Consider the following 22,696-nt stretch of genomic DNA (forward strand, 5'->3'; position numbering starts at 1 on the left):
GCAGGCCCCCCCCTGCCGACCAACGTTTCAGCCCACGGCCGTCAGGCGGCCGCCTTCCCCTGGTTCTCGTAGACGAAATCGACGATCTGCCCCATCGCCTTGAAATCGCCGCTGCGGAAATTGGCCGCCAGCGGCGGCAGCGCGTAGCGCGCGGTGATGCGCTGGATGATCTCGGTCTGCTTGACCGAATCGATGCCGAGTTCGGCTTCGAGCTCGATCGTTTCGGAGAACACCTCGGCCGGATACTCCATCGCTTGCGCGTAGATATCGACGAGCTCCGTGAACAGCCGCTCGCGCGGCACGTGGGCGGGCTTCGCCGCCGCGAGCGGCTTGTGAGGCGCCGACGGCGCCGGCACCGCCGTCAGGGTCGGCGCGGCCACGGCCACCGCCGACAGGCGCGGCGCGGACGCGACGAGCGGCTCGGCCTGAGGTGCCAATGCGGCGAGCGTCGGTGCCGCGACCGGCGCGGCGCCGGCCGGCGCCGTGCTCGCCGCATCGAACGCGTGACGCAGCTCGCCCTTGAGCCAGTCGACGATGTGCGGTCCGCGCGCATGCCAGAACGCGTCGAACCCGGAGCCGGCGTTGCCGATGCGAATATCGTCCTTCATGATGCTGTCCTCCTGGAAATAACGGGTGATGGTCGTGACGACGCTCGATTCCTCGGTCGCATTCGACGGGCCGCCGAACGTCCTGGCCGTGCCGGGCCCCGCGATGCGCACGACGATGCGCGCCAGCGCGTTGAGCGCGCCGCATTCGACGTAGCGCCCGATGCCGTCCGCGCACGCGGCGCGAATCGCATCGGCGAACCGCACCGGCAGCACGAAATGCGACGCGAGCCGCGCGCCCGGATCGTCGGCGCCGCTGTAGCGGCGGCCGAGGATCGGCGAATACACCGGAATTGCGAGCGGGCCGTGCCGATACGCGGCGAGCCGCGCGGCGAACTGTTCGCGCGCGCCAGCCAGATCGGGGTGATGAAATCCATACGGAGATCTGAGCGTCTGTGCTGTCACGCCGCGTGCCGCGCATGCCGCGACGAAGCGCTCCAGCGCGTCGCGCGGGCCGGACACGACGGTCTGCGACGGATGGTTCTCGACCGCGACGCACACGTTGCGCACCGCGTGCGTGACGGCGCTCGCGCCGATCAGCTCGCGCGTCGCGTCGGCACCCGCGGCGATCGCGGCCATCATCCCGTCGGCCGGCGCCGCCGCCTGCAACGACGCTATCCGGTCGCAGACGATCCGCGCGCCCTGCTCGATCGAATACATGCCGCCGCACACCAGCGCCGCGATCTCGCCGAAGCTGTGTCCGATCAGCACGTCGGGCGTCACGCCGCGCTCGCGCAGCACGCCGAACATCCCGACCGACGCGCCGTAAATCCCGAGCTGCAGCAGATCGGGCGCTTCGTGCAGCCAGACGTCGAGCCCGGCATCGTCACGCCACAGCGCGCCCGTCAGCGGGTGGCCGAGGCGCTCGCTCGCGACCGCGTCGAGCAGGTCGAGCGTCAGCCGCACGCTCGAGTGTTCGCGACCCAGCTGCCGCAGCACGCCCGCATAAAATGCGCCCTGTCCCGGGAACAGGAACGCGCAGCCGCGCGCTTGCGCGCCGCTCGCGTCCGGCCCGGCGCCGTTCAGCCCGCGTCGTTCCATAATCCCAACCTCCCAAGGCTCTCCGCCAGTTTCAGTCTCGCGATCCGCCACTTCGACACCGCGAGCACGCGCTGCCGACGCGCATCCGCGAGCGCCGACTGCGCGTTCAGCAATTCCGTGAACGTGCCGACGCCGGCCTTGTAGCGCCCACGTGCGATGTCGAGCGAATGCAGCGCGGTATCGAGCAGATGCCGCGAGTTGTCCAGGTTCGTCGTATCGGTCTGCAGGCTCTGGTAGCTCTTCCACACGTCGAGCGACACCTTCAGTTCGGTATTGCGCACGTCGGCTTCCTGTGCATCCGCTTGCGCCTTCGCTTGCGCGACCCGGTAGCCCGACGCGAACCCTTCGAACAGCGGAATCGAAACCTGGATGCCGATCGAGTTGCTGTGACTGCTCTGCAACTGGAGAAACGACGCCTGCTGCTGGTAGGACGGGTTGTTGCGCGCGACGCTGCCCGTCAGCGAAATCGTCGGCAACGACTGCGCGCGCACCGCACGCACCTCGTCGCGCGCCGCTTCGAGCTTTTCGCGCGCGGCGATCAGCTTCGGGTGATGGCGCTTCGCTTCGGCGATCAGGTCGGCGACACCGCGCGTGAAGTCGTCGCGATCGGGCGACGGTTCCGCGTCGGCGATGCGCAGCGGCGTATCGGCGTCGGCGCCCAGCGTCGTCGCGAGCGTGCCGATCGCGCTCTGCAGGTCGCCCTCCGCGCTCACGCGATCGAGCAGCGCCTTGCGGTAGGTGGTCTGCGCCTGCAATGCGTCGCCGAGCGTGCCGGCGCCGCCGTCGTGCCGCGCGCTCGCCTCGGCGAGGCTCTCCTGCGCCGCGTGCTCGACCGCCTGCGCGGCGGCGAGCGCCGCCTGCGCGTCGCGCAGCGCGTAGAACGCCTGCGCCGCATCGTAGAACACGCTCTGCAGCGCATCGTCGTGCGCCGCGTTGGCCGCGCGCAGCAGCGCGCGCGCACGGTCGAGCGTCGCGCCGCGCTTGCCGAAATCGAACAGCACCCAGCTCAGGTTGAGCATGCCGTAGCGGCTGGTGCTGCGCTGGTCCTGCGAGTAGCCGCCGCTGTAGTTCGTCGTCAGGTTGTCTCGCTCGATACCCGCCGTCGCATTGAGCGTCGGCCAGTACGCGGCCTTCGACACGCCGACCTCGGCCGCGGCCGCGCGCGCATCCGACCATGTCCGGCTCAGTTGCGGATGCGAGCAGATCGCCAGCAGGATCGCGTCCTCCAGAGCGAGCGGCCGCGCGTCGACAGGCTGTGCGCCGCACGCGGTGGCCGACGCCATCGCCCCGGCCGGCGTGGCCGCGACGTCATTGCGCGTGCCGTACACGTCGAGCAGCTGCGCGCGTGCCGGCGGCGCGGACACCGCGAGCGCGACGACAGCCAGCACGGTAGCGAGGGGACGCTTCATCGCTCAGCGCCCCGCGACCGGTTCCGCCGCGCCGGCGTCGTGTGTCGCCGGCTGCGGCGCGACGGGTGCAGCGGCGGACGTCCTTGCCGCCATCGCCGCGCGCATCGCGGCGGTCGACTGGTCGAGCACGACCTTGCCGCCCTGCAGCATGATGACGCGCTGCGCGGACGCGATCGTCTCCGGCCGGTGCGCGACGATCAGCCGCGTCATCGCGAGCTGCGTGACGGCCGCGTTGACCTGCATCTCGCGCTGGATGTCGAGATGGCTCGTCGCTTCGTCGAGCACCAGAATGCCCGGCCGCTTGTACAGCGCACGCGCGAGCAGCACGCGCTGCTTCTGCCCGCCGGACAGCACCGTGCCCATGTCGCCGACCAGCGTGTTGTAGCCCATCGGCATCGCGGCGATGTCGTCGTGCACGGCCGCGACGCGCGCGCATTCGGCGACCCAGCGCGGGTCCGCGTCCGGATCGAAGAAACTGATGTTGTCCGCGATCGAGCCCGCGAACAGCACGTCGTCCTGCAGCACCGTGCCGACCAGCGCGCGCAGCCGCTCGATGCCGAGCCGGCCGACGTCGAGCCCGCCGATCCGCACCGTGCCGCCCGTCGGTTCGTGGATGCCGAGCAGCACGCCGATCAGCGTCGTCTTGCCGCAACCCGACGGCCCGACGATCGCGACCGACTCGCCCGCCGCGATCGTCGCGCTCACGCCGTCCAGCACGAGCGGCTCGCCTTCCGCGTAGCGGAACGACAGCGCGTCGATCTCGATGCTCGCGTCGAGCGCGTCGGCCTCTCCCGGCACGTTGCGCAGGCTCGCGTCCGGCTCGCTTGCCGCGAACACGATGTCGGCCAGCCGCTCGCCCTGGAGCTGCAGCATCCTGACTTCGAAGTACTTGTCGATCAGGCTGCCGACCCGGCTGTCGAACTGGTTCTTGTACGCGTTGAACGCCATCAGCACGCCGACGGTGAACTGGCCGTCCATCACCATGCGCGCGCCGAGCCAGATGATCAGCACGTTCTCGATGCCGAACAGCAGGCCGTTGAGCTGCTGGTAGAAGATCTGCAGCTTCTGCACGTGCAGGCTCGCATTGACCTGCTCGACCAGCAGCGTGATCCAGCTCGCGCGGCGCTCCGTCTGGCGGTTGAACAGCTTGATCGTCTTCACGCCGCGCACCGTTTCGAGGAGATGGCTCTGCTGCTTGGCCGCGTGCACGATCTGGTCCTCGGTCGCACGCCGCAGCGGGCCGTACCACAGCCACCGGACGAGCGCGTACAGCGCCATCGTCGCCAGCGCGACCAGGCCGAGCACGCGGCTGTACACGAACATCATCGCGAGCGTCACGATCGTCATCAGCCCGTCGATCACCGCGCCGAGAAACGACGTGGTCAGCGTCTGCTGGATCGTGTCGATCGAACCGAAGCGCGACACGACGTCGCCGAGGTGGCGCCGCTCGTAGTAGCGCACCGGCAGGCTCAGCAGGTGCGTGAACACGTTCGCGCGCCACTGGATGTTCAGCGTGACGCCGACGTACATCAGCGCCCACGCGCGAATCGTGCCGGTCGCCTGCTGCATCAGCAGCAACAGGCCGAAACCGAGCGCCAGCACCGTCAGCAGGTCGCGATCGGCGCTGACGATCACCTCGTCGATCACCCACTGCAGGAAGAACGGCTGCACCAGCATGAAGACTTCGAGCGCGATCGCGAGCGCGAGGATCTGCGCGAGCGAGCGCGAAAGCCCCGACACCGGGCCGAGCAGCTCGCGCAGCTTCACCGCCGGCCGCGCCGCGCGCGGCGCGAACCCGGCGGCCGGCCACAGTTCGAGCGCGACGCCGGTGAAGGCGCGCGACACTTCCGCGAGCGGCACCTTGCGGATGCCGTGCGACGGGTCATGAATCGTCGCGGTCTTGCCGCTCACTTCCTTCAGCACCACGAAGTGGTTGAAATTCCAGTGCAGCAGGCACGGCAGGCGAAGCTGGCCGAGCTGCGCCAGGTCGAGCTTCACCGCGCGCGTGCCGAGCGCGAGGCGCTGCGCGACCTCGATCACGCGCCCGAGCCCCGCGCCCTTCAGCGAAACGGGGAATTGCCCGCGCAGCGTCGCGAGATCCACGTGATGGCCGTGATAGCCGGCCACCATCGCGAGACACGCGAGCCCGCATTCCGCGGCCTCCGTCTGCAGGATCATCGGCAGCTGGCGGCCGAGGCCGAACGAGAGTCGATCGAGTAGTGCCATGCGCGACCTCGTCAGAGTTTGCCGGTGAGGCTGTAAAGCGGCTCCAGCACCCATTCGTACAGGCGCCTGCGCTCCTGCAGGATGTCTGCCTGCAGCGTCATGCCCGCCTGCAACGGTTGCTGCGCGCCATACGCGGTGACGTGCTGCGCATCGAGCGCGACGACCACGCGATAGAAGGTCGCATCGCGCCCCTCGCCCGGCGTCGCCGCCGGGCCGCCGTCGTTCGCGAGTTCGGCCGCCGACAGCGCCGTGCGCGCGATCGACACGACCTCGGCGCGATACTGGCCGAATTTCTGGTACGGAAATGCCTGGTAGCGGACCAGCACCGGCTCGCCGACCCGCACGAAACCGATCGCCGTGCTCGGCACGAACAGGTGCGCCTGCCAGCGCGCGCCGCCCGGCACCACGCTCGCGAGCGGCCGGGATGTATCGACCGACTGGCCGACGTCGGCGATCGCCGCCGTCACGACGCCCGCTTCCGGCGCGGTGACGACGATCCGGCGCTTCGCCTCGCTTTCGATCAGGTTCTGGTCGACGTCGATCACGTTGCGGTCGATCTGCGCGAGCTGGTTCTGCTGCTTGAGGTCGAGGCCGGCCAGCTGGTTGTTCGCTTCCGTCAGCGACTGCGCCGTCGACGCACGCTCGCGCAGCAGCCCGTTCAGCTTCGACTGCTGGTCGAGCAGGTCGGCTTCGCGCTGCTGCGCCTGATCCTTCGAGATGTAGTCCTGGGCCAGCAGGCCGCGATAGCGTTTCGCGCCGTCAGCCGCGATCGACGTGCGCAACCGCTGCGCCGCGAGCTGATCGTCGATCTGCGCAAGCTCGCCGCCCAGGCTCGCGATCTTCGCGCGCACCGTTGCGCGTTCGTCCTGCTGCAGGCTGCGCGTCTTGTCCATTTCCGTGAGCAGCGACGCCTTGCGTTGCCGCGCCTGCGCGATCAGCGCGGCCTGCGTCGCGCCTTGCGCCGCGCTCTGCAGGTCGGTGGACACCGTATAGAGCGTCTGCCCGCGTGCGACGTGCTGCCCTTCCTTCACGTCGCGCTCGACAACGATCCCCGGCTGCAGCGCATAGACCTTCACCAGCCCCGCATCCGGCATCACGACGCCGCTGACCGTCGTGCGACGCGTGTAGGTGCCGAACGTGAAGAACAGCAGCACGCACGCGGCCATCGCGACCGCGGCGGCCGCCAGCAGCGTCAGCGACACGGGGCGCACCAGCACGATCTCGCCCAGCGCGCCGGCGCGCTGCGCCTGTTGTGCTTCGTGCCGGAAGAGAGAAGTCGGGTTCGTCAAGATACGGGATGACAGACAGTCAGTTGGGTTCGACGGGATGCGTTCCGGTTGCCCGGGAAGATCGCCGCGGCACCCCGCTTCGGTGCCGCGGCGGTCCGCGATTCACGCGATGGCGGCGCAGCGCGCGCCATCGCACGGAGATCGCGTCCGGCTTACGCGTGCTGACCGCCCAGCAGGCCGAGCAGTGCGTTGCCCGTGCCCACGACAGCCGTCGTCAGCGCTTCGCCGACGTTGTAGAGCGTCTGGCCGTACAGCTCGACCACGTTGCCCAGCGTGTCGAAAATCGAGCCGCCGCCGTAGTAGCCGCCGGAAACTTGTGCGATTTCCTGCTGATTCAGTTCTTGCATTGCGTTTCTCCAGATTGAGAATGCTAGATAACCCATCTAGCGGGGCATCGAACCACGCCGCGAATCGCGACGCAGATCAATACGTTAAATATGTTAAATTTATGAACGAAACGACTCCATCGCCCTTTTATATTTCATCGATCATTCCAGCCAGATGGCGTGCGACGTCCCATCGAATCGAATATCGCGATGAATTCTTTCGCAACGCCCTCACGATCGGTCAGCATTCGACAAACCGGCTGTTTGTCGATATGCAATTAATCCTCGAGCCGCCCGGCATCCGGTTCGACGACTTCAATCTGCAGACGAGCAGACACCCCGTGCGTGGACCTCACGGCACCATGCGCGTCGCGGAACAAAAGAATGAAAACGCGAATGAATACTTGCCCGATAATCAGCAAAAAATCAGATACGCACCGATTACCAGCCGCCCAATCAACCATCAAGAAATGATTGAGCCGCGTCAGTTTTTGCTCAATGAATTTCTTACAAAAAATGAATTCACGGGCCAATGATCCGACACTTTCCGGCCCCTCTTTGTACGATACCGCACCATCGGGCAAACCCGATATCAGCGGGCTATTGATTCTATTTTCAGGTGGAATTCGGGGCGCAAATATGGAGATTGAATTCCCGCAGTTGATGCCGGAAAGCGATTGTCGTGGCGGCCGATCTGCCCGATGGAATCCGTCGAATTGATATGCAAACAGAGTGCATGAACAGGTCGCACGCAACGGCGAGCGCGCGAGCGGATGTACGCACCGGGCCTTGCAGACGGCCCGGCGCGCAGCACCGCATCACGCCGCTTTCGGCTTCGCGAGCTGGTCCGCGACGGGCAGGCTGCGGATGCGCGTGCCCGTCGCCGCGAAGATCGCGTTGGTCAGCGCCGGTGCGACCGGCGGCAGCCCCGGCTCGCCGACGCCGCCGAGCGGCGTCGCATAGTCGTCCGGTGTCCGCGGCATCGATCATGCAGGAATCGGTGTGGCGTCCGCGAATGCGGAACGTGTATGGCTGTCAGTATCCGTGGCCGACGCTGTGCCGCGGAAGGGCTATTCCGCGAAAACACTTTGGCATCCGGGGGACATTCGCATTTTCTGCAGAATGTGCAACGCACCGGGAGCGCACGTGTATCCCGTGACGCGACAGGAGAAACGGCAGATCTTCGCGAACGCCGTGCTCGCGGTCTGCTTCAGCAGGTACTTGCGCTGCGACGACAGCGGCGTCTCGCCGAACCAGCACGGGGCCGCCGATTCGATCCTGCCGATGTAGCCGCGAAAGTCGTCGTCCGAGCAGCCATCCTGGCGTGCGGCCCACGGCGCCAGGAAGCGCAGCGCATCATGCGCGTCGCGCCGGTCCCGTCATCACTGCTCGACATGCATTGCAACGTTCGACGGTCTCGACAGGACGATACCGTGTGCCGTCAGTTCGAGGATGCACGCGCGGGTCGCGGCGACCAGTTCCGCGTCGTGGGTCGACATCAGCACGACCGACGTCGGCGCCGCGGCCGCAATCATCCGGCACAGCTGCGCATGTGCGGCGGCATCGAGTGCATTGCTCGGTTCGTCGAGCAGTATCAAGGCCGGAGGGCCCATGAACGCACCGACCAGAAATACCTTGCGGCGCGTTCCCTGCGACAGCGCGCCAAGCGGTTCGTCGGCGTATCGCGTCAACCCAAGGCGGTCGGCCGTCACCAGACCCTGCTCGAGATTCGTCCCCCGCGCATCGGCAATCAGCCGCCATACCGACGATGGTGTCACGAAATCGTAGAACTCCTCACTGTCCGGCATGTAGCCAGTACAGGCCTTGGCCTTGTCCGCTGCACGGTCGATCGCGTGACCGCCCACTTCGACGACGCCCTCGTCGGGCCGGACCACGCCTGCCAGCAATTTCAGCAACGTCGATTTGCCGCTGCCGTTCTTGCCCCTCAGTGCATAGACGCCTGCCTGCAGTTCCAATTGTACGTCGCTGAAGATCGTCCGTCCGGCGTATCGCTTGCCCAGCCCCGCTACTCTCAGGATGCTCATGTCGTTTTCCATCTATTTCAACATGCCGTAGCAAGCGATCGCACAGCCCGCCGTCAGAAACGTATCGACGATGCGAGACGCCCGCGCGCCCCACCAGCGACACGCCGCCAATGCAACGGCGAGGCCGGCGTAGCATGCAAAGACGATGGCGTAGCGACGGCCTTCGTCGGTTGCAATTGCGAACGGAACGCAAATCGCCAGCACATAGGCACTCGACAGCCCCACGATGCTCATCGCCGCCGCCCGATTGAAGCGGGCAATCGCGCGAGGCAAGCTGCCCAGCCAACTGGTCAGCCGGCCTGATTCGTCGCGCATCCACCCATGCAGGATCGCGATCTGGTACAGCGCGAACGGCAGCACCACGTTCACGATGCCCCAATGTCGCGACAGATAGTCGGGCATCGAGACGATCCATCCGCAGATCATCGCCAGCACGGCCAGCATCAAGCCGCCCAGCCGCAGTGAATGACCGTAGACGTTCACCATCACCGCACGAACGAGTTCGAACGGATTCCCACCGCGGAGCAACGTCGCTCCGTGCTGTTCGCGCTCGACGAACGCGTCAAGCCGCGCGCGCCACAGTGCGACAACGCCGCACGCCAGGGCAAGTGCCGCGCAGGCGGTCCCTGCGACGCCGAAGCGAAGGACGATCCATAACAATGCGTTGGCCGCGAACACCGCCGTCAACGCCGCGCGCGACCGCGCAAGCAGCGCGAGCGGCGCGCCCGTCCAGGCGAGCGCAAGCGTCGCGACGACCAGCGCAAAGGTTGCGCCGGTCACCGTGTCGCGCGCGCCCAGCACGTGTCGCGCAATCGCGGCAGCGAGCATGATCCAGAACGGCCACAGAGCAGCGCCCGTCACGATGAGATCGGCCGCACGATGCGCGCGGATCCCGCCTGGCAAACTCGCGCTCCAGCGGCGCGCGGCGCCACCGAACACCGTATCGCCCTGCACGGCCACAGACGCGGCAGCCAGCATCGACAAGGTCGCCAGCACCGATGCCACGCCGAGTCCGGTTGCGTGTTCGGCCAGCAACACTTTCATCGGCATGCCGAGCAGGTCGAGTTGCGCATTCAACGGCAGCCCGAACACGAAGATGCCGACGATGATCGCCAGCGTCTTCGCATGACGCGCGACAGCCTGTGCGACCACACGCGAATAGGCCTTCATGCGCCAACCTATCAGCGTCCTCGATGCCCGCACGTTCGCGGCCGGCAAGCCGGCCTGCCTCGCGGCGTTCACGCGGCTCCCTCGCCTGCCATCGCCTGACGCACGCTCAGCGGACGCATGTCGGTCCAGGCGCTTCGAATGTGGTCGAGACATGGTTCCCGGGTGCCGCCGAATTCGGCCTTTTTCCAGCCGGACGGAATCTCCGTAGAAGTCGGCCAGATCGAATACTGCCCCTCCTGATTCGTCACGGCCTCATGGCGCTGGCTTTCGATTTCCTTCATGCTGCGTTTCTCTTTGTTCTCTCGGAAAACTGTTCTCGTTTTTGAACAAAGATTATTTCACGCCTGAATGGCAACTGTACGGCCCGGGTGTGCATCGGGCTCGCTTTCTCCGCTCTTTTCGAGATCGGACAACCCTAACCTCAGGTTCAGGCATTTCCATAATGCGCGCGCACATTTGCCACGCGATGTCATATGGCGCTCGATAATGGCCCGCATTTTCTTTATCTTGAAAAATTGCATGCCTACGGACATGCAGCACCACCATGCTGCCCGTTATTCTCGCCTTCAGGCGAAAGTAAGAACTCGATGAGTCAACGCCGCCGACGGATGCCGCAATGCTCGACAAAGTTGCAGCGATGGTCACTAACGCCAAGGACCAAGTAGCGGCTCTTTCCATGCAACTTTGGTGGAATGACATCATCCTCGGCGGACTTGTACTTCGGCACCGGTGAGAAACCGCCTCGTCAAGCGGCTAACCGCTAACGCGTTCGGGCGGGCTTTCCGTCGGCCCACGCAGCGGGCACGCGCCCGGTACGAAGCGACAAGCCGTTTTTTGAACACGGACTGAACATCATGGAAGTTGCCAGTATCACCGGGCACAAGACGCTTGCCATGCTGCGGCGGTATATGCACCTGCGAGCCGACGACTTCGCTCTGAGGCTAGACTGACAGACTCCGAGCAAGGGGCGGGACGGGGAACGTTTCCCGTCACCGCCCGAAGCCTCAATTGGCGCAACCGCGATCTATCAATCAAGAGGGATCGCAAGTCGAATGGCTATTTGCTCGCCGTCGTTGACGAATCGAGGATTCCGGTATTGATGACCTTGTCCACGAAATTCTCCATCGCATTCGCGATTGCCTTCTGTCCGGCGTCCGCCAACGCGTCTGCACCTACGCCGCAAGACCCATCTTGACTCGAATGTCCCTGTCCGCGAAACGTCGTCGCAATCAGTTCCTTACCCGCCTTATCAGATACGCGGGCGCGAATTGCTATGTCTACGTTCGCATCTGCTGTCGGGACGAAGAAGCCGGGGGTAAAACGGACGCGCGGATCGAACTCAGCGAGGTCGAACTTGAAAACCAGTCCGTCACCCAATGTGGGAATTGCACCGCCGTTCCTGACCGCGTGAGGAAAGGCCGCTTCAACCGTCTTCGACAAGGAATTTTCGAGGGTCTCTCCGATATACATGGGGTATCGGTGAGCGCCGCACTGGAACCCCGGCTTCACCTCCTTCCCGGCAGTCGCTAGGTTGTCACTGAACACCACATACGCCTTGTCCTGCTTGACCTTGGTGCTCATTACTTCAGCAGCCCCTGATTGGGACGACACTTGCACGTTATAAGCGCAACCCGAACACAGACTAACCACTGCAAGAGCGGTTAGTGATTTGATCCATCGCATAGCATTCCCCGTAACTCATTCATTTTGTAAGCCATCCCGCTAAAGGAGATAGCTCGAATAGGTTAACGGCAGCAGTAGCTTCAATCTATAGGTGTCGCCGAACATCGGCCCCCTGCAGCGCGCCTCACAATTTCAAATCAACACAATAACGACATCTCGGGGAAGCATGAGGACAATGACATTGGCGTGTGTAGCCATTGGACTATTGACTGAGTGCGGGAAATCCGACCAGCGGACCACGGGAACACCAGTGTCCAATACGAATGCGCCGACAGTCGTCGCGCTTTCGTTCACCATCGAAGGTGCATCGTTGATGCGATATGTTTCAGAACAACCTCAAGTTCGCCAAGGTACAGGTCGGCGTGAATGGCGGAGCGGCGGTGCAATGGTCCGCAACCTCGATTGCGATAGCCGGGAAGGTCGCGACGTTCGGCGCGGATTCGGTCGAAGTGTCGGTGCGTCGCAATGAGGTGCTCCAATCGCACGGCGGCAGATTCCGGGAAGTCGCACACGCGTACTACAGCCAGAATCCCAACCATTCAGAGGTCAGCCTACCAAGCATCCACGCCTCGATCTTGTCGTGCGACCGGCTCGGCATTTCAGCTTACGACGCCGTCAAAAATGCTTGTCAGAGTGAGCCGCCGGTCTCACATGGATTGGTTGCGATCGTGGTTGACTACAAACACCTACATGCTGCCCACACGAGCGCGCCGACAGAGGATGAGAAATTTGAAAATAAATATCAGCTAACGCACTGATTCCATTGGCCCGCCCTACACGATTCGAACGTGTGACCTACGGCTTAGAAGGCCGTTGCTCTATCCAACTGAGCTAAGGGCGGTCGAGGGGAAAAGACACGGCGACAAGACAAAACCCGGACCGCATTCCACGCGAAAGGCTTCGAGCGCCACCACCACACCGCAAAACTCGAAACTCCGAAACGAAACGGGCCCGGCATGAAGCCGAGCCCGAAATTATACCCGATCATCGCGTCACATCACGCGCGACGCGCGACCGGCGGCACCGCAACCCTCAAACCGGCTGCGGATGCAGCATGAACCAGCCGAGACAGAACACCCCGGCAATCACGCAATACACGCCGAACGAAGCCAGGCGCCCGCGCCCTTCGAAATAGCGCATCAGGAACCGCACGCTCAGATAAGCCGCGATCGCCGTCAGCACGCCGCCGAGCAGCGCATCCGCGAGCTGGTCGCGCGCATGGAACAGCTTCGGCAGTTCGAGCACGCCCGCGGCAAAAATGATCGGCGTGCCGAGCAGGAACGAAAACTCCGCGGCCTTCTCCGCCGTCAGCCCGGCCACGTTGCCGGCGATCATCGTCAGCCCGCTGCGCGAGAAACCCGGGATCAGCGCGCCGATCTGCGCCAGGCCCACGAAGAACGCCTGCTTGAACGTCATCTTCTCGGGCGGTTGATGCGCACGGCTGCGCTGGATCCGGTCGCCGATCCACAGCAGCACGCCGTTGACGATCAGCGCGATCGCGACGATCCGCAGGTCGTGGAACACGCGCTCGATGCGCTTCTCGAGCAGCAGGCCGACGATCCCGGTCGGGATCGTACCGATGATCAGCGCCCACATCAGGTGCCCGTCGTCGTTCTTGCGGCCGCCGAGCTGCGCGAAGAAGCCGCTGATCAGCGCGATCCAGCGCGCGCGGAAATACCACAGCAGCGCGAGCGCGGTGCCGAGGTGCAGCGCGACGAGGAACGGCAGCAACTGCGGCGCATGCTTGTCGATGTGCATGCCGAACAGCGCGGGCACGAGCAGCGTGTGGCCGAGACTGCTGACGGGGAAGAGTTCGGTAACGCCCTGCAGGACGCTCAGGAATACCAGAAACCAGAGACTCACGCGTCGGTCCTTTTGGTGGTGATCAGTCGGGAAGAGGAGCGGACGACGCATCGCGCGTCCGAAAAAACGCGCCCCGATTATGCCCAGCCCAGATTACTGCGCCAAGGCATTTGACTGGTTATTGCGGCAATGCACACAAACGCTTGCAATTTGTAAGCGCGCAGAAAGCAAAAAGCCCGCCATTTGCATGGCGGGCCTTGCGATTCCGGCAGAAATTGCCGTCAGCGGCCGAGCTGATAGAAAAACAATACCGTGCTGCCGGTGAACATGCCGAACAGTGCGATTCCCATTGCCATTGCCAGATCCATGGCCCCCTCCACGAAGTGTCATGACCCGGCAACATCACCGGTTTAGAGGCATTATCCAGACCGTCGGCAGGTTGAAAAACTCGCAATTTCCCCGAGAAGGGTTTTCCCCGACCGCCTCGCAACCCGATAATGGAGCGCGCCATCGCGCACCCCGCCCACCCGTTCATACCGATTCGCCATGCCGATCTTCCAGCAGCACGACATTCATGAACTCCACGCCGGCCCGTCGCTCGTTCGGGTCGCCCCGCAATTCGGCGGCCGCCTGCTGTCGTGGCACGTCGACGGCGAGCCGGTCATCTTCTGGCCGGACGCGGCCGACTGGAGCAACCTCGCGCGCGTGCGCGGCGGCAATCCGCTGCTGTTTCCGTTCCTCGGCCGCCATCGCGTCGACGGCGAACTGGGCCGCTGGCGCGATGCCGCCGGCGTGGTCCGCGACCTGCCGATGCACGGCTTCGCGCGCGACCTGCCGTTCGCGGCACGCCCGTCGGCCGACGGCGCCGCGCTGTCGATGACGCTCGACGCGAACGACGCGCTGCGCGACAGCTATCCGTTCGATTTCCGGTTCGAGACGACCTACCGGCTCGCCGATGCGCACACGCTCGACGTCGCGCTCACCACGACCAACCGCGGCGACACGCCGCTGCCCTACTACGCGGGCCATCATTTCTATTTCGCGCTGCCGCACGGCGAACGTGCAGAAACCACGCTCGAGCTGCCGCCGACGCGCCGCTGCATGCAGCGCGCCGACGGCTCGATCAGCCCGCTCGAGCCCGGCGCAGCGTCGTACAGCCTCGGCGATCCGGACATCCTCGACCGCTTCCACTGTCTCGACGGCGCGCCGTCCACGCCGGTACGCATCGTGATGCCGGGCCGCCGCCGCACGATCGAGATCGCGCTCGACGTACCGGGCTCGATCCCGTGGTACGCGGTCACGACCTGGACGGAAAAACCGGAATCGGACTTCTACTGCGTCGAGCCTTGGCTCGGCCTGCCGGACGCTATCCACAACGGCCTCGGGCTGCGCATGCTCGCGCCGGGCGCGACGGAAACGGCCACACTGCGGATTCGCGTGCTGCCGCTCGCCGGCTGACATCGGCCGCGCCGAACCGGTGCGCGCCGGCCGCGCCCGCGGCCCGAAACTGCGGTGCGCGGGTCGAACCCGTTAAAATCGGACGTTTTGTATCGCCTGCCGCGTCGCGCGCGGCAGGGTTTTGCGAGGTTCAATGATCGGAACAACAACGAAGCGGCTCGTCGCGGCCGCCTGCGCCGCGCTGCTCGTCGCGTGCGGCTCCGCTCCCGTCGGCCCGGGTTACTACCGCGTCGAGCGCGGCGACACGCTCTACAAGATCGCGCGCGAGAATCGCACGTCGACGGCCAACATCGTGCGCTGGAACCAGATCACGAACCCCGACGCGATCGAGGTCGGCCAGGTGCTGCGGGTCGCGCCGCCGCCCGGCACGACGACCGCGTCGACCACCGGCACCGGCAGCGCGGGCCGCAGCCGCCCCGCGCCTTCCGCGCCGGTCGAATCGGCGGTCAAGCCGGCCAGCAGCATCGCGCTGATCTGGCCGGCCGCCGGCAACGTGGTGCGCAGCTTCGACGGCTCGAAATCCAAGGGCATCGATATCGCGAACGCTGCGGGCACGCCGGTGCTGGCCGCCGCGCCGGGCACCGTCGTCTATGCGGGCAACGGATTGCGCGGCTACGGCAACCTGATCATCCTCAAGCACAACGCCGATTACCTGACGGCCTACGCGCACAACCGTGCGCTGCTCGTGAAGGAAGGCCAGCCGGTCACGCAAGGGCAGACGATCGCGGAGATGGGCAACAGCGACAGCGACCGCACCGCGCTGCACTTCGAGCTGCGCTACGGTGGCCGCTCGATCGATCCGGCACGCTACCTGCCGGCGCGCTGAGCGCGCCAGCGTCGACGGAAGGCGACGGCAGGCGACGGACGACACGCGATGCCGGCACGCATCGCATGTCGTCGCGAGGGAGATCGGGAAGGTTGGGTCAGCGCTTGCGCAGACGGCCGGTGAACCGGCCGGACAGCGGATCGACGCGGCTGGCGAACGCCACCAGCGCCCCGATTCCGAAGAGGCTGAACCCCGCAGCTATCAGAAGCAAATCCATGGTCATATCACTGTTTTGTCGTGATCTTATGCGTCATGACGGAATCGTGCACTGAGCCGCACCGGTTGCACGAGTCCGCACATTCCCTATCTATCAGACGCCATTGTGGTTTCGGTCGCGTGAAATGCCGATGTAATCTATCGACCGATGCCGACGATCGACGCCAAGGAGACTCGCATGCTGCCCGCCGCCGACCGCTACGACGACCTGCTCGCCCGCTTCCGGTGGGACGTTCCGGCCCGTTACAACATCGGCGTGGACGTCTGCGACAAGTGGGCCGACGGCAGCGGACGGCTCGCGCTGATCCACGAAGCGGCGCAAGGCGACGTGTCGCGCGTCACGTTCGACGACCTGAAGAATGCTTCTAACCGTTTCGCGAACAGCCTCGCGCGGGCAGGTTTGCAACGCGGCGACCGGATCGCGATCTTCCTCGCACAGGGTCCGGAAACAGCGATCGCGCATCTCGCCGCGTACAAGCTCGGCGCGATCGCGGTGCCGCTGTTCACGCTGTTCGGCGCCGACGCACTCGAATACCGGCTCGCGAACAGCGAAGCCGCCGCGCTCGTCACCGACGCAGCCGGTTACGCGAAGATCGCGCCGCTGCGCGCGCAACTGCCGATGCTGCGCACGTGCTACTGCATCGGCGACGATGCACCCGACGCACCCGGCGTGCTGCGCTTCGACGCCTCGCTCGCCGCCGAATCGCCGGACTTCGTGCCGGCGGACACCGCGGCCGACGATCCGGCGGTGATCATCTACACGTCCGGGACGACCGGCAAGCCGAAAGGCGCGCTCCATGCGCATCGCGTGCTGCTGGGCCATCTGCCGGGCGTCGAGATGTCGCAGCAATGCTTCCCGCGCGACGCACGCCTGTTCTGGACGCCCGCCGACTGGGCCTGGATCGGCGGGCTGCTCGACGTGCTGCTGCCGTCATGGCATCACGGCGTGCCCGTGCTCGCGCGCCGCTTCGAGAAGTTCGACGGCGAAGCCGCGTTCGCGCTGATGGCGCGGCACGGCGTGACCCACGCGTTCCTGCCGCCCACCGCGCTGAAGCTGATGCGCGCGGTGCCGGCGCCGCGCGAGCGCCACGCGCTGTCGCTGAAATCGGTCGCGAGCGGTGGAGAATCCCTCGGCACCGGGCTGACGGCCTGGGGGCGCGACGCGCTCGGCGTGACGATCAACGAGTTCTACGGACAGACCGAATGCAACATGGTGCTGTCGTCGTGCGCGGCGCTGTTCGATGCGCAGCCCGGTGCGATCGGCAAGGCCGTGCCCGGCCACGTGGTCGCGATCGTCGACGAGCACGGCACGCCGCTGCCGCCCGGCGTCGAGGGGCGCATCGCGGTGCGCCGCCCCGACCCGGTGATGTTTATCGAATACTGGCGCAATCCCGCCGCCACGCGCGACAAGTTCGCGGGCGACTACCTGCTCACCGGCGACACCGGCACGATCGACGCCGACGGCTTCGTGCGCTTCGTCGGCCGCGACGACGACGTGATCACCAGCGCCGGCTACCGGATCGGCCCGGGGCCGATCGAGGACTGCCTGCTCACGCATCCGGCGGTACGGATGGCGGCCGTCGTCGGCGTGCCCGATCCGACGCGCACCGAGATCGTCAAGGCGTTCGTCGTGCTGAACCCCGGCCACGTCGGCGACGACGCGCTCGTGCAGGCGCTGCAGGCGCACGTGCGCACGCGCCTGGCCGCGCACGAGTACCCGCGCGCGATCGCGTTCGTCGACGGCCTGCCGATGACGCCGACCGGCAAGATCGTGCGGCGCGCGTTGCGCGACGCCTGAAACGGTCGTGGCCGTACCGGGCGGCCGGCCGCGCGCCCGGATGGTTTATAGTGGCGCCACGCAGTCTTTCCAGCACACAACCGATGTCCTCCCACCAACACGAATCCGCCGCGGGCGCGTCGCACAGCCCGCTTTACGCCAAACTCCTGGGCGAAACCGCCAAGATCGACTGGTGCGATCTCGAACGCTTCTTCGCACAGGGCAAGCTGCTGTCGGTCGCACGCGATCTCGATCTCGTGAGCGTCGCGGAAGCGATCGCCGGCGACGACGCGCAACAGGTCACGCGCTGGCTGTCGTCCGGCCTCGTCGCACGCATGCCGGCGGAAACCGCCGCCGACTTCGCGGCGCGCAATCCGGAGCTGTGGGCGGTCGTCGTGTCGCCGTGGGTCTGCGTGCAGGAACGCGCCTGACGCGTTCGCCATGTCCGAATCCGCATTACCGCACGGGGCCGGCACCGGGTCGGCCGCCGTCTCGCACCGGCGCGTCCTTGCGCTCGCCTTCCCGATCGTCCTCGCGAACCTGACCCAGCCGATCCTCGGCGCGGTCGACACGGCCGTCGCCGGCCACCTCGACGGCGCCCAGTATCTCGGCGGCGTCGCGCTCGGCGGGCTGTTCTTCAATTTCGTGTTCTGGGGCTTCGGCTTCCTGCGCATGGGCACGACCGGCCTCGTCGCGCAGGCGCACGGCGCCGGCGACGCCGCCGGCATCCGGCTGAACGTGCTGCGCGCGCTGATCGTAGCGTTCGCGCTCGGCACTGCCGTGCTCGCGCTGCAGGTGCCGCTGCTGTCGTTCGCGCTGACCGCGCTGGGCGGCAGCGAGGCCGTGCGCGCGACGGCGCTGGCCTATGGCCACGCACGGATCTGGAGCGCGCCGTTCGCGCTCGCGAACTACGTCGTGCTCGGCTACCTGCTCGGCGTGCAACGCGTACGGCTCGCGCTCGTCGCGCAGGTCTTCATCAATGCGGTGAATATCGGGGCCGTGCTGCTCTACGTGTACGGCTTCGGCTGGGGCATCGCCGGAATCGGTGCGGCGACCGCGACCGCCGACGCATGCGGCTTCGCGCTCGGCGCCTGGATGCTGTGGCGGCTGCGGCCGCGCGGCCTCGCGCCGCTGGCCGCGCGGGCGCTCGCGGACCTTGCGGCGCTCAAGCGGCTGATCGCGCTCAATCGCGACATCTTCCTGCGCACGCTGTGCCTGCTCGGCGCGTTCGGCTGGTTCGCGCATCTCGGCGCCCGGCAGGGCGACGCGACGCTCGCGGCCAACGCACTGCTGCTGAATTTCCAGACCTTCATGGCCTACGGGCTCGACGGTTTCGCGCATGCGGCCGAGGCGCTCGTCGGCGCCGCCGCCGGCGCGCGCGACCGCGCCGCCTTCCGGCAGGCCGTGCGCGTCACGCTGCTGTGGTCCGCGCTCGGCGCGCTGCTGTTCGCGCTCGTCTACTGGGTCGCGGGCGGCTGGATCGTCGCGCGGCTGACCGACCAGGCCGAGATCCGCGCGGTCGCGCTGCGCTACCTGCCCTGGGCGGCGGTCTCGCCGATCGTGTCCGTGTGGGGATTCCTGCTCGACGGCGTGTTCATCGGCGCAACGCAGACGCAATCGCTGATGCGTGCGATGGTCGCGTCGTTCGCGATCTTCATCGCCGCGACGCTGGCGGCCGTCGGCCCGTTCGGCAATCACGGGCTGTGGTTCGCGCTGCTGCTGTTCATGGTCGCGCGCGGCGCGACGCTCGCGCGCTACCTGCCGGCGCTGACGCGGCGGATCGGCGCCGACGCGGCCGCGGCCGGCACCTGACGACCGCGACGGCCTGCCGCTATCGTCACTGCACGGCTGCGGGTGCCGACGACGCCGGCTCGCCGAGCATCGACGGCGGCGTCATGTCGGTCGGCACACCGTGGTAATCGGCCGGATCTTGCGGCGGGTGGCCACGACGGGCCTGGCGGGGATCGCTGGCACAGCCGGCAAGAATGGACGCGGCCAGCACGGCCAGCATGAAACGGGTCATCGGGAAGGCTCCGTAAGACGGCGCGCCCATCGCGCGCCAGGACCGCGCCGAGTCTAGCGGAATTCCGGGTTAGGGATCGTCCCGCGCGTGTCCTAATATGAATCCATGGCGCTGTGCCGTTGAAAGGAGGCAGCCATGTCGTCTGAAGAGATTGCCGGCCTGATCGGCCTGTTCATCGGCCTGATGGTGCTCGTCGCCCTGTCCTATTTCGAGTCGCGCGAATACAAGCGCAACCATGGCGGCGAAGGGATGGTCCATCACTGGATGGCCGAACACCATCTGCTCGACTGGCGGCGCAAGCACTAGGCAAGCCCGCCGTGTCGTCCGGGCCGCCGCGCGCGGGGCCCGCTGCGAACGTGCGCCCACCCGCACGGGGGTCGGCGCATATCGCTCGAATTAACAGGGTCGGGTAAGACAACATCCCCGGAACGGTCGAACGCCGTCGCGCGACAACTTGCCGCGCGACGGCGTTCGCTTGCGCGCGCCCGGAGCAGCGCGCCGCGATCGGGATGGCTCAGCCCAGGAAGTGCCGGGCGTAGCGGGCGTTGATGTCCGACAGCCGGAACAGCGTCAGGAAGTCCGCGCAGTTGAAATCGGGATCCCACGCCGGCGCGCCGCAAATCTTCGCGCCGAGACGCAGATAGCCCTTGATCAGCGGCGGCGGCGCGACGACGGTGCCCGTCTGCAGTTCGTCGACCGGCAGCGCCGTATGCGGGAACGCACGGTATTCCGGCGCCGTCAGCGCGTTCGCCGGCAGCGACTGATACAGGTTCGCCGCGTAATGGCCGCCGTCGGCCATCGACACGCTCGCGCAGCCGAGCATCGTCTCGTAGCCGTTTTGCATCATGTATGCGCCGAGACCACCCCACAGCGCCATGATGACGGCGCCGCTGCGGTAGTCGCTGTGCACGCACGAGCGGCCGACCTCGACCATCTTGCCGCGCAGGTGCGTGAGGCGCGACAGGTCGAATTCGCCCTCGGCATACAGGCGGCCGACCCGAGCGGCCTCGTGCGGCGGCAGCACGCGGTACGTACCGACCACCTTCAGCGTGTCGAGATCGCGCACCAGCAGATGGTCGCAGTAGGCATCGAACGGATCGACGTCGAGACCGGACGGACCGCTGACCTGCGCGCCCATCTCTTCGGCGAACACGGTGTAGCGCAGGCGTTGGGCCTCGCGCAGTTCGTCTTCCGTGCGCGCCCAGGCGGCACGCAGACGGTACTCGGATGTGACGGTTTCAGCAGCGCGCGGCAGGTGACGCCGCGTCGTGTCGAGGGGAAGCGAGGCAAAAGGGAGCGTAGGCGTCGGCAGTTCTCGCATTAGGCTTTCCTGATCGTAAGGAATAGGACGACATGCCAGCCAATGTAGTAACCGGTCGTTACCGTTCTGTGGCACGACCGTGTCCTTTCAATGACGTGTCGCCGAATTGACTTTAGCAGAAAGCTTGCGAAACCGTATGATCAAAGCCCGCAAACCCCTTCAGGCCAGCTCCGGCGTCAATACCGCGCGCAGCACGGCCTGATGGTTGCCGTCGCGCGTGCGGCTCGCGAGCCACACGATGCCGCCCTTCTTGATGCTCCAGCTGTCGTCGTTGCCGGCCATCAATTGCGCCGCGACGCTGCCGAGCGTCGGCTGGTGTCCGACGATCACGACCGTCGGCGCGATGCCGTCCGGCCAGCCGGCGGCGGCCAGTACGTCGTCGACGCTACCGCCCGGCGCGAGCGCATCGACGGTCCGGTACTGGTCGGTCAGTGCCTCGACCGTCTGCACGGTGCGCGCCGCCGGGCTCGCGAGGATCACGCTGTTCGACTCGAGGCGGCTGCGCAGCCATTTGGCCATGGCCTGCGCTTCCTTGCGCCCGCGGGCCGTCAACTGGCGTGCGAGGTCGTTTGCCGCGTAGTCTTCGGCTTCGGCGTGGCGCCACAGGATCAGGTTCATCATGATGTCTCCCTCCATGCTTCGACGAATGGTTCGGCCGACCACCCGCGGGCCGGACGATCACACTTCGAATTGTCGCCAATCGCGAGCGGTTCGTGATGATGTGCGCCGTATGCAAAACGTGATTGACCCGGTCACCCATTAGACGATACAATTTTTGGCTCGTCGGAGCGTAGCGCAGCCTGGTAGCGCATCTGATTTGGGATCAGAGGGTCGTAGGTTCGAATCCTATCGCTCCGACCACGATACACGATAAGGGTTGCAAGCCATCGCGCTTGCAGCCCTTTTTCGTTTGCTCCGCCGTGCGCCTTCTCAACCGCTGCCGCCCCATGCAGAGCCCGCGCACGAATCTTGCGGGAACACGCGATAATGTCCGCGACCCAACCCGCAACCGCGCATGAAAAACCAAGTTTTCAAGACCGCCCTGCTCGGCGCGCTGCTCGCAATCGGCGCATTCGGCACCCTCGGCGCGTCCGGCGCCGCGTCGGCCAAGTCGCTCGACGACGCGCTCGACTGCCATTCGAACGGCCACAAGTTCGTCGCGCCGCTGCTCGCGGCCGGCGACATCCAGTCGGAGCCGATGCACGTCGAAGCGAATTCGGTGAACGCGTTTCGCACGAACCATCCGCTGACCGCCTACGGCTTCGGCGTCTACGTCGTGCTCGGCTACCAGGCGAACGATCCGATCTTCCAGCCGGGCGACGGCACGCCGATCGGCAAATGGGCGTACGGCGTCGTGGTACGCGGCACGAAGAGTGCGGTCGAACAGGCCGTTCGCAATGCCGGCAGCGACGCAACCGTCAAGCAGGCGTTCCCGTTCCTGACCGCGATCGTGTGCTCCGACTGAGCACACCGCGAGG

General features: G+C 66.3%; 23 protein-coding genes, 2 tRNA genes and 1 pseudogene. 10 read left to right on the forward strand and 16 right to left on the reverse strand.

Going from position 1 to position 22,696, the window contains the following annotated elements; genetic code table 11:
- Positions 1–41 precede the first annotated feature (41 nt).
- The 5 genes from PL79_RS34480 to PL79_RS34500 form a co-directional block, all read right to left on the reverse strand.
- Positions 42–1,646 (reverse strand): acyltransferase domain-containing protein, encoded by a 1,605-nt coding sequence (locus tag PL79_RS34480; RefSeq protein ID WP_082088497.1) that lies wholly within the window; start codon positions 1,644–1,646, stop codon positions 42–44.
- The gene (locus PL79_RS34485; RefSeq protein ID WP_044844867.1) at positions 1,628–3,055 is read right to left on the reverse strand and encodes a TolC family protein; all 1,428 of its coding nucleotides are present in this window, start codon (positions 3,053–3,055) and stop codon (positions 1,628–1,630) included. Before PL79_RS34485 ends, PL79_RS34480 begins: the two co-directional genes overlap by 19 nt.
- A 3-nt stretch (positions 3,056–3,058) precedes the next feature.
- Complete coding sequence (locus PL79_RS34490; RefSeq protein WP_044844868.1) at positions 3,059–5,281, reverse strand: peptidase domain-containing ABC transporter; 2,223 nt, start codon at positions 5,279–5,281, stop codon at positions 3,059–3,061.
- Between the two features lie 11 nt (positions 5,282–5,292).
- The gene (locus tag PL79_RS34495; protein ID WP_044844869.1) at positions 5,293–6,570 is read right to left on the reverse strand and encodes an HlyD family secretion protein; all 1,278 of its coding nucleotides are present in this window, start codon (positions 6,568–6,570) and stop codon (positions 5,293–5,295) included.
- Positions 6,571–6,722: 152 nt separating this feature from the next.
- Entirely contained in the window at positions 6,723–6,917 is a 195-nt protein-coding gene (locus tag PL79_RS34500) for a hypothetical protein (RefSeq protein ID WP_044844870.1), read from the reverse strand.
- Positions 6,918–7,018: 101 nt separating this feature from the next.
- On the opposite strand from PL79_RS34500, the gene PL79_RS34505 reads away from it, so the two are divergent.
- The gene (locus PL79_RS34505; protein ID WP_135801202.1) at positions 7,019–7,432 is read left to right on the forward strand and encodes a hypothetical protein; all 414 of its coding nucleotides are present in this window, start codon (positions 7,019–7,021) and stop codon (positions 7,430–7,432) included.
- Positions 7,433–7,714: 282 nt separating this feature from the next.
- Here PL79_RS34505 and PL79_RS36320 read toward each other — a convergent pair whose 3' ends face one another.
- The 6 genes and pseudogenes from PL79_RS36320 to PL79_RS34535 form a co-directional block, all read right to left on the reverse strand.
- Positions 7,715–7,879, reverse strand: a complete 165-nt coding sequence (locus PL79_RS36320; protein WP_185500370.1) for a hypothetical protein — start codon at positions 7,877–7,879, stop codon at positions 7,715–7,717.
- A 195-nt stretch (positions 7,880–8,074) separates the two neighbouring features.
- Positions 8,075–8,260 (reverse strand): annotated as a pseudogene (locus tag PL79_RS34510) (hypothetical protein); the annotation flags it as partial.
- Between the two features lie 18 nt (positions 8,261–8,278).
- The gene (locus PL79_RS34515; protein WP_193759907.1) at positions 8,279–8,941 is read right to left on the reverse strand and encodes an ABC transporter ATP-binding protein; all 663 of its coding nucleotides are present in this window, start codon (positions 8,939–8,941) and stop codon (positions 8,279–8,281) included.
- A gap of 12 nt (positions 8,942–8,953) precedes the next feature.
- Positions 8,954–10,111: a hypothetical protein gene (locus PL79_RS34520; RefSeq protein ID WP_044844872.1), complete on the reverse strand. Its 1,158-nt coding sequence runs from the start codon at positions 10,109–10,111 to the stop codon at positions 8,954–8,956.
- Between the two features lie 68 nt (positions 10,112–10,179).
- Positions 10,180–10,392 carry an MbtH family protein gene (locus tag PL79_RS34525; protein ID WP_044844873.1) on the reverse strand — a complete coding sequence of 71 codons (213 nt, stop codon included), beginning with the start codon at positions 10,390–10,392 and terminating at the stop codon, positions 10,180–10,182.
- A 775-nt stretch (positions 10,393–11,167) separates the two neighbouring features.
- Complete coding sequence (locus tag PL79_RS34535; RefSeq protein ID WP_235879376.1) at positions 11,168–11,692, reverse strand: hypothetical protein; 525 nt, start codon at positions 11,690–11,692, stop codon at positions 11,168–11,170.
- A 422-nt stretch (positions 11,693–12,114) separates the two neighbouring features.
- Between PL79_RS34535 and PL79_RS34540 the strand changes: the two genes are divergently transcribed.
- Entirely contained in the window at positions 12,115–12,552 is a 438-nt protein-coding gene (locus PL79_RS34540) for a hypothetical protein (RefSeq protein ID WP_044844876.1), read from the forward strand.
- 6 nt (positions 12,553–12,558) lie between these two features.
- Here the strand turns inward: PL79_RS34540 and PL79_RS34545 are convergent.
- A tRNA-Arg gene (locus tag PL79_RS34545) sits at positions 12,559–12,635 on the reverse strand.
- A 191-nt stretch (positions 12,636–12,826) separates the two neighbouring features.
- Positions 12,827–13,657, reverse strand: a complete 831-nt coding sequence (locus PL79_RS34550; RefSeq protein ID WP_044844877.1) for an undecaprenyl-diphosphate phosphatase — start codon at positions 13,655–13,657, stop codon at positions 12,827–12,829.
- Positions 13,658–14,143: 486 nt separating this feature from the next.
- Here PL79_RS34550 and PL79_RS34555 point away from each other — a divergent pair, with 486 nt between their 5' ends.
- The 5 genes from PL79_RS34555 to PL79_RS34575 all read left to right on the forward strand — a co-directional run bounded on the left by PL79_RS34555 (position 14,144) and on the right by PL79_RS34575 (position 19,686).
- Positions 14,144–15,055 (forward strand): aldose epimerase family protein, encoded by a 912-nt coding sequence (locus PL79_RS34555; RefSeq protein WP_044844878.1) that lies wholly within the window; start codon positions 14,144–14,146, stop codon positions 15,053–15,055.
- 133 nt (positions 15,056–15,188) lie between these two features.
- Positions 15,189–15,881, forward strand: coding sequence for a peptidoglycan DD-metalloendopeptidase family protein (locus tag PL79_RS34560; RefSeq protein ID WP_044844879.1), 693 nt, complete (start codon positions 15,189–15,191; stop codon positions 15,879–15,881).
- Positions 15,882–16,275: 394 nt separating this feature from the next.
- Positions 16,276–17,895, forward strand: a complete 1,620-nt coding sequence (locus tag PL79_RS34565) for an acyl-CoA synthetase (protein ID WP_044844953.1) — start codon at positions 16,276–16,278, stop codon at positions 17,893–17,895.
- A gap of 83 nt (positions 17,896–17,978) precedes the next feature.
- A complete protein-coding gene (locus PL79_RS34570) occupies positions 17,979–18,305 on the forward strand; it encodes a DUF2288 domain-containing protein (RefSeq protein WP_012363583.1) in 327 nt (108 codons plus the stop codon).
- A 10-nt stretch (positions 18,306–18,315) separates the two neighbouring features.
- On the forward strand, positions 18,316–19,686 hold the full coding sequence (locus PL79_RS34575) for an MATE family efflux transporter (RefSeq protein WP_044844880.1): 1,371 nt from the start codon (positions 18,316–18,318) through the stop codon (positions 19,684–19,686).
- A 25-nt stretch (positions 19,687–19,711) separates the two neighbouring features.
- On the opposite strand, the gene PL79_RS34580 is transcribed toward PL79_RS34575, so the two are convergent.
- A complete protein-coding gene (locus PL79_RS34580; RefSeq protein WP_044844881.1) occupies positions 19,712–19,897 on the reverse strand; it encodes a hypothetical protein in 186 nt (61 codons plus the stop codon).
- 135 nt (positions 19,898–20,032) lie between these two features.
- Between PL79_RS34580 and PL79_RS36325 the strand changes: the two genes are divergently transcribed.
- A complete protein-coding gene (locus PL79_RS36325; protein WP_193759908.1) occupies positions 20,033–20,203 on the forward strand; it encodes a hypothetical protein in 171 nt (56 codons plus the stop codon).
- A 208-nt stretch (positions 20,204–20,411) separates the two neighbouring features.
- Here the strand turns inward: PL79_RS36325 and PL79_RS34585 are convergent, their stop codons facing one another.
- Both PL79_RS34585 and sixA read right to left on the reverse strand, forming a co-directional pair.
- Positions 20,412–21,218: a GNAT family N-acetyltransferase gene (locus PL79_RS34585; RefSeq protein ID WP_044844882.1), complete on the reverse strand. Its 807-nt coding sequence runs from the start codon at positions 21,216–21,218 to the stop codon at positions 20,412–20,414.
- Positions 21,219–21,377: 159 nt separating this feature from the next.
- Complete coding sequence (gene sixA / locus PL79_RS34590) at positions 21,378–21,839, reverse strand: phosphohistidine phosphatase SixA (RefSeq protein WP_044844883.1); 462 nt, start codon at positions 21,837–21,839, stop codon at positions 21,378–21,380.
- A 163-nt stretch (positions 21,840–22,002) separates the two neighbouring features.
- On the opposite strand from sixA, the gene PL79_RS34595 reads away from it, so the two are divergent.
- Positions 22,003–22,079, forward strand: a tRNA-Pro gene (locus PL79_RS34595).
- 154 nt (positions 22,080–22,233) lie between these two features.
- The gene (locus PL79_RS34600) at positions 22,234–22,683 is read left to right on the forward strand and encodes a hypothetical protein (protein ID WP_044844884.1); all 450 of its coding nucleotides are present in this window, start codon (positions 22,234–22,236) and stop codon (positions 22,681–22,683) included.
- Positions 22,684–22,696: the final 13 nt, after the last annotated feature.

Origin of the sequence: Burkholderia sp. USMB20 (assembly GCF_000949135.2) — a bacterium.
In the GTDB taxonomy this organism is placed as follows: Bacteria; Pseudomonadota; Gammaproteobacteria; order Burkholderiales; family Burkholderiaceae; genus Burkholderia.